Genomic DNA, 4,978 nt, shown 5'->3' with positions numbered 1-4,978 from the left:
GCAAGCGCAGAAAAAAACGCCAAAAATACTCGAAGCCAATCGTTGACAAATTTCTTAACTGGATTGAAACATCACCATTCTACGGAAAAAATGCCCTCGCAAAGGCAGCTGAATATACGTTGAATCGAGCAAATGGGCTTAGAGCATTCTTGAACGATGGCCGCATTGAGATTGATAATAATCCAGCCGAAAACGCCATCCGCCCCAATGTCATTGGTCGAAAAAATTGGCTCTTTAGTGTTAGTGAAACCGGTGCAAAAGCGAATGCCATCTGTTTGAGTATCGCAGAAACTGCAAAAAGTAATGGCATTGATTTCTATGAATATATAAAGAAACTTTTGACGGATCTACCGAATATCGGCATCCATCAAAATCCTGAAATTCTAGATCAATACATGCCTTGGTCTAAAATGATTCAAGCAACATGTAATAGAAGATAGATGAGGCCGTATTTTTGATAAAAAATCATAAAAATACGGCTATTTATCATGCGTACCATGAAGGTACGCTGTTTTTTATTTCGGGCTTACTTTGAAAATCTGTTGGGCAACTTTAGAACTTGTATTAATTTCTTTATGTAGCTTAATAAAATTATTTACGTCTTCGCCTTGCTTTGCTTTTTCTAGCACTGCTTGATACACTTCATGTAAATCATGTGCCGTTTGAGTGCCTAGCATCAGCAATAGTAACGCTTTATACTCTTCTGACTTTTCCCATTTGATAAATCCATCTAATGTCTTACGGTCAATAAATCTTAAAAACTCTTCTTGTGTTTTTTTGGGAAGATTACGCTTAAATCTCAAATCATGCTTCCACTTGAAGTATTCTGCTTTCTTACCGTCAACTTGTTTCAATGCGTCATAAATGTTCATATAAACTCACCTCTTAACTTCTCTAACGCTTGTTTATAATAGATACTTTTACTTTTTACACTTTCTTGAATATCAGACATAATATCGTTAATACTTCTTGGGTCATGAATAGCTTGAAGTAACATATCTACATGATTAACTTCTCTTTTGTTATACTCATGTAGCTTCTCAGATAACTGATTTATTTCTGTAATTCCTTCATCAATTTTAATAATTGATTGAGTTAAATTCCCCATTAAGATTCCTCCAAGATTAATTTTAATAATTGATTTTTCCATACCTGACATTTTGACGGTATATAAATATTAATCGTAATTTTTTATTATTTTAAGTTTAATATTTAACTGATTAATAATAACTGATTAATAATAACTAATAATTAACATTAACTTAACCTTTATATAATATCGGTTTATATTAATGTACCGTCATTTTGTCAGGTATAGAAAATTAAAACGGTAATTGCTCTAATGGAATGTCTTGCCCACGTTTCGCAAATTCTTCTTTTTTCAACTTTTCTTCTTCTTGTTTCAATTCTTCTAAATATTCTTGTCTTGGTTTGATTTCAATTTTCTTGTAGTCAATTGGTGTATCTGTAAAAGCATCTATATTTTGGGTAATATATGTATTAGCTTTACGGTCTTCTTTTTTCATTCCAACAACAAAGAACTTCTGGTTATGTAAAGCTTTAACCATATTAAATTTTTTAACTATATCTAAATATCTATCAATTGTTTTCTCAGGAATAGCTAAATCTTGCGATAAAGCGACTAGTGTTCTATCGTAAGCACCAAAACATTGATTTTTTGCAAATAAATAAGAATACATGTAAAATCCTTTGATACCTACCTCTTTTTTACTCATACAATAAATGAACACTTCAATTGGTACTCTGTGTGTATTATCAACAAAATGAAATGTACCGTCCTCATATCCATCATCATATTCTTCAATCATGTCTTGATCATTAGGATATCGGTATGTACATCTAATTGGTTTTTTCACAGTGAATTTATTGGGCGGCTTAATATCTTCCCAAAAAGGATTTCCAATCCAATCAGATAGCATGGTAAATTCCAAATAGCCGATATATCTGTCCTTACCATTCTCAAGAGTATGTTTATACTCCTCTTTCCATTCAGTAATTGTTGGAAAATCATTGGTTGTCTCTAGCCATTTCATTTGTTCCAGTAAACCATCTTTTTTAATCAGATAGTTTAATCTGTTATCACCTTTTCTGCCTAAAATCTCTTTGATTTTTTCTTGCGTTAAATCTTTATATGGAATATCTCCATACTTAGCATATCTCCATAGATAAGTGTTTAAATAAATGTACGCATAGGCAAATGCTCGATGCTGTACATTCTCAATTACTTTCAACTCTTCGAATATTTCATTTGGTAAAAACGTTTGTGTTTCAGCATCGTTGCTAATTAAATACTCTTTTAATTGTTCATAATTCATGATTAATGTCCTCCGACTAAATATAGGATTTTTTATTGGATAAGATTTTATATAAAATCACTGTTTTACTTGTTATTTAGGGCTTTGTACTCGTCTAAAGCAGCTTGAAGACACTCATTAACTTCATACAAACTGAATAACTTACCAGTTTTAACGTCTTGTGCAACGGTAATAAAGCGAATGCCTTTGTAAGTTAAAAAGTCAGAAACCTTTTTGTTATAGCAAAAGAAATAGTTTTTATTTTTGTACATTTGAAATTCCTCCTAATAAAAATAGAAAAAGCCGCGTTTTAAACGCAGCTTAATCTTTGTATGTATAGTTGATGTAATTTTTACCTGTATAAGCTAAACTAATTAACTTATCTTTAGATGGTAAGGTCTTTTTATTAATATCATGACTGGCTGATTTACATCTTTTAATTAATTTAAACTTCTGATCTGGTAAACCAATTTCAAAATCAAACTTATTCTGTAATCCTAATAAATCAATATTGGTATAAACTTTTCCATCTTGGTTAATCTTGATATCTTCATTCAAGCCATAATGTAATAAAACATTGTAAAAATGATTTTTATCATACTTATTTAAAGTATCAATTAATTCAGTAAAGCCCAATCGTTCAAGCCAATTTGTATGTATTGGTTTAAAGTAGTCAACAAAATGCCCTTTGAATCCTACATCTACAGATAATAAAATTTGTTTTGATAAATCGTCTTTTGGTAATGGAATATCGTATAATCCCATGATTAATAACAATGTAGACATTCCATATTTTTTAGCATAATTATCCCGAGAAATACCGTGAGCAAGATTAGGATTAGCGCAAAATTTATTGTATTCTTCAAATCCATTCTTCCTACTTACATGATTATCAAAACATTTAACTTTCTTACTAAATGCCATATCAACTCCAATTGGTTTTAAATCTGTTTTCTCGTGTCGATAGAAATTTTTAAAATCATAAAAATAGTTGATATTCCACTTTCCATTCGTAATTTCTTCTAACAAGTTACAGCTCAATAAAGAGTCAATGTCGTTTCCAAGCATTAAATCGTGTTCTAAAAATGTTTGATCAATCCATGTAGGGTATAATTCTCTAATTTCTTTTTTCATAATAAATAGAAGCAAATAATACATATCTGCTCCTTGTGTTGATTCAAGTACATACGATTTTGTTTTAGAAATTAAAAAATCTCCTTGAAGCTTATAAATAAGCAAGCAAGGAGACCTTATGTGTTATTCACTCGTTGTCAACTCCGTTCGATTAAATTTTATGTTTTATAGTTGTCGATAAACTCTCTATATTTTTGAAGTTTAATTTCAGATAATGAACGCTGACCATTCTCATACCTACTGATAAGAGATTGACTACAATTCATATAGTTTGCCAATGCAATCATTCTAATTTTTAACTGTTTACGTTTTAAGAAATAAAATTCTTTTTCATTCATCATTTTTAAAATTTCCCCTTTTTAAACTTGATTTAATAAAATAGGTTGAACCTGACCTACCGATTATGTATTAAGATACTGTTACTACAGCAAATGCTTTTTTAGAGCCAAATTTTAATGTGCTTTCAGCAATAACCTGCCCTTTTACGTTATCCCCAGATTTTGCTAAAGGTTCGAAGTGTGCTTCACGTAAGTGAACAATATCAAGGTAAGCATCATTAAATACAATCATTTTATCGGCTGGAACATGTTTAGAAAGTACGAATTGAACTTTACCGTAGTTAGTAGCAATTTCATCTACTAACAAACCGAATGAAGTTGTTACGTGGTTATATCCGTAGCGATCTTTGTAGATATTGTCGATGTCTTCTTTGATATCAGCATTGACAAATGCATAGTAGTTACCTGCGCCTAAATCTTTCTCCCACAAGTTTCTCATTACTTTCTTAACGTCTGCTTCTGTGATTGCTCCTGTTACTTCTACAGCGTTTGTAGGGTCAGCAAATTCTAATAAACCTGATAATTGACGTTTAAATGGTGCTGCAGAACCATCTGCTTTAACACCGATGATAAATTTCTTTTCCATTGAAATTTTTAACTCTGTAAGGCGATCTGCTACCTCTTCAGCAAGTTGTCCTGATTTCATAGCAACAGCTGAACCTGAAATTTGAACACCCTTTTTGAAGATTTCAAGAATGTTAGAAAGTTCCGCACGTGCTGTTTCAAAGTATTGGATGTCGTCAGAACCTTCAACAGCTGATAAATCACCAGTAGTATCAAGTGTTTTCTCTCTCCACGTATAAACTGTGCTAAGTGCTTTTTCAATGTTACCTTTTGCCATTAACATAGATGTAAGAGGTGATTCTGATACGCCAATTACCGCAATTTCTTTCGCTAATGATACTTGCTCAAGTTTTGTAAAGTTTGTTGATTTAAACATAATAACCTGAATTATTCATAGCTAACTAAAATCATTTCGTTTTTCAACTTTTGATCACGATGGTTTAAATTTTCGTGAATTTCAAATGGATGAATAGGTGAAGGAGTCTGGTTGATGCTTAAAAAATGGGGATTCACCTGTTTTTGGGCAGACTGATCCCTTGGTGCGGGTTCGATTTTTTAAAAAGGTGATTTAGTTGAGGGAAAGCTGCTGTACCTGGGTCAGTACGTCCGAAAAGAAGTGCGCATAGA

8 protein-coding genes are annotated in these 4,978 nt (G+C 31.7%); 1 reads left to right on the top strand and 7 read right to left on the bottom strand.

Annotated features, from left to right (window positions below):
- Positions 1-440 (top strand): IS66 family transposase (locus A2U94_RS19655; RefSeq protein WP_156482304.1); only part of this gene is annotated, 440 nt, incomplete at its 5' end.
- 75 nt (positions 441-515) lie between these two features.
- Here A2U94_RS19655 and A2U94_RS19650 read toward each other — a convergent pair.
- The 7 genes from A2U94_RS19650 to A2U94_RS19620 form a co-directional block, all read right to left on the bottom strand.
- Complete coding sequence (locus tag A2U94_RS19650; RefSeq protein ID WP_062954779.1) at positions 516-872, bottom strand: hypothetical protein; 357 nt, start codon at positions 870-872, stop codon at positions 516-518.
- Positions 869-1,108: a hypothetical protein gene (locus A2U94_RS19645; protein ID WP_025908328.1), complete on the bottom strand. Its 240-nt coding sequence runs from the start codon at positions 1,106-1,108 to the stop codon at positions 869-871. Before A2U94_RS19645 ends, A2U94_RS19650 begins: the two co-directional genes overlap by 4 nt.
- A 214-nt stretch (positions 1,109-1,322) precedes the next feature.
- Positions 1,323-2,336 (bottom strand): hypothetical protein, encoded by a 1,014-nt coding sequence (locus A2U94_RS19640; RefSeq protein WP_025908329.1) that lies wholly within the window; start codon positions 2,334-2,336, stop codon positions 1,323-1,325.
- A gap of 65 nt (positions 2,337-2,401) precedes the next feature.
- Positions 2,402-2,587, bottom strand: a complete 186-nt coding sequence (locus A2U94_RS19635) for a hypothetical protein (RefSeq protein ID WP_035320178.1) — start codon at positions 2,585-2,587, stop codon at positions 2,402-2,404.
- 49 nt (positions 2,588-2,636) lie between these two features.
- Positions 2,637-3,554 carry a hypothetical protein gene (locus A2U94_RS19630; protein ID WP_025908330.1) on the bottom strand — a complete coding sequence of 306 codons (918 nt, stop codon included), beginning with the start codon at positions 3,552-3,554 and terminating at the stop codon, positions 2,637-2,639.
- 53 nt (positions 3,555-3,607) lie between these two features.
- On the bottom strand, positions 3,608-3,790 hold the full coding sequence (locus A2U94_RS19625) for a helix-turn-helix domain-containing protein (protein WP_231882790.1): 183 nt from the start codon (positions 3,788-3,790) through the stop codon (positions 3,608-3,610).
- Positions 3,791-3,857: 67 nt separating this feature from the next.
- A complete protein-coding gene (locus tag A2U94_RS19620; protein ID WP_025908332.1) occupies positions 3,858-4,727 on the bottom strand; it encodes an SU10 major capsid protein in 870 nt (289 codons plus the stop codon).
- Positions 4,728-4,978 lie beyond the last annotated feature (251 nt).

The organism is Bacillus sp. VT 712, assembly GCF_001614195.1.
GTDB classification, from domain to species: Bacteria; Bacillota; Bacilli; order Bacillales; family Bacillaceae_H; genus Priestia; species Priestia flexa.
Note: the sequence above shows the minus strand (reverse complement) of the source record. Positions and strands in the feature narration are given on the sequence as shown.